Below are 1508 nucleotides of genomic sequence, written 5' to 3' on the forward strand. Positions count from 1 at the left end.
CGGCGCGGGAACGAGGAGCCCGCCCAGGGCGGTACGACGATCCGCTGGGCCTACGAGGTGGCGGCGCCGACGCTGGCCGGGGCCGTGCTGCTGGTGATCCTGCTGGTGACCGGCGGCTGAGGAGTGGCGGTACGGCGTTGACGGCGTCCGCACGGGCGAGTTGACGGCGCCCGCACGGACAAGGGGCACCCCCGGGGTCGGGATCCGGGGGTGCCCCTGGTTTTTTCCGGTGCTTTTCCGGTGTTCTCCGGTGGCTCCGGGGTTTCAGATGCCGGCGGCCGCGGAGAGGTCGCGCTTGACGGCCTCCAGGAGCTCCTTCGCGCGGGCGTGCGCTGCCGGGAGGTCGGCGCGCTCCGGAACCGGTACGACGACCTCCAGGTAGCACTTCAGCTTCGGCTCGGTGCCGCTGGGACGGACGATCACGCGGGCGCCGTCCAGGGTGTAGCGCAGGCCGTCCGTCGGCGGCAGCGTCTCCGTGCCCTTGTTCAGGTCCTCCGCCCGGGTGATGGCCAGGCCCGCGAGCCGCGTCGGGGGCTGCTCGCGCAGGCGGCGCATCGCGTCGGCGATCAGGGAGAGGTCCTGGACGCGCACGGACAGCTGGTCGGTGGCGTGCAGGCCGTGCTCGACGGCGAGGTCGTCCAGGAGGTCGAGGAGGGTACGGCCCTCCTCCTTCAGTCCGGACGCCAGTTCGGTGATCAGGAGGGCCGCGGTGATGCCGTCCTTGTCGCGCACGCCCTCGGGGTCCACGCAGTAGCCGAGGGCCTCCTCGTAGCCGTAGCGCAGGCCGTCGACGCGGGCGATCCACTTGAAGCCGGTGAGCGTCTCCTCGTACGGCAGCCCCGCCTTGCCGGCGATCCGGCCGAGCAGGGAGGAGGAGACGATCGACTCCGCGAAGGTGCCCTGGACGCCGCGGCGCACCAGGTGGGCGGCGAGCAGCGCGCCGACCTCGTCGCCGCGCAGCATCCGCCAGTCGCCGCCGTCCTTGACGGCCACGGCGCAGCGGTCGGCGTCCGGGTCGTTGGCGATGATCAGATCGGGGTCGGTCGCGCGGGCCCGGCCGAACGCCAGGTCCATCGCGCCCGGCTCCTCCGGGTTGGGGAAGGCGACGGTCGGGAAGTCCGGGTCGGGCTCGGCCTGTTCGGCGACCAGCACGGGCTCCGGGAAGCCGGCGCGGGCGAAGGCGGCGAGCAGGACGTCCTTGCCGACACCGTGCATGGCGGTGTAGACGGTGCGGGCGGTGCGGGGGGAGCCGGCGGCCAGTACGGCGTCGGTACGGGCGAGATAGGCGTCCAGGACCGCTTCGTCCAGGGTCTCCCAGCCGGACTCCGGGCGGGGTACGTCGTGCAGGGAGGCGATCGCGTCGATCTCGGCGGCGATGCCCGCGTCGGCCGGGGGCACGATCTGGGAGCCGTCGCCCAGGTACACCTTGTAGCCGTTGTCCCGGGGCGGGTTGTGGCTGGCGGTGACCTCCACGCCCGCGACCGCGCCCAGGTGCCGGATCGCGGGCG

The 1508-nt window shown here is 73.7% G+C and carries 1 protein-coding gene; it reads right to left on the minus strand.

Translation table 11 applies throughout. From position 1 onward, the window contains the following. Positions 1 to 264 precede the first annotated feature (264 nt). The coding region (locus tag CCN72_RS36765) for a phospho-sugar mutase (RefSeq protein WP_086812650.1) at positions 265 to 1508 on the minus strand (1244 nt) is incomplete at its 5' end.

This window comes from Streptomyces murinus, from assembly GCF_002154555.1.
Taxonomy (GTDB): domain Bacteria; phylum Actinomycetota; class Actinomycetes; order Streptomycetales; family Streptomycetaceae; genus Streptomyces; species Streptomyces murinus.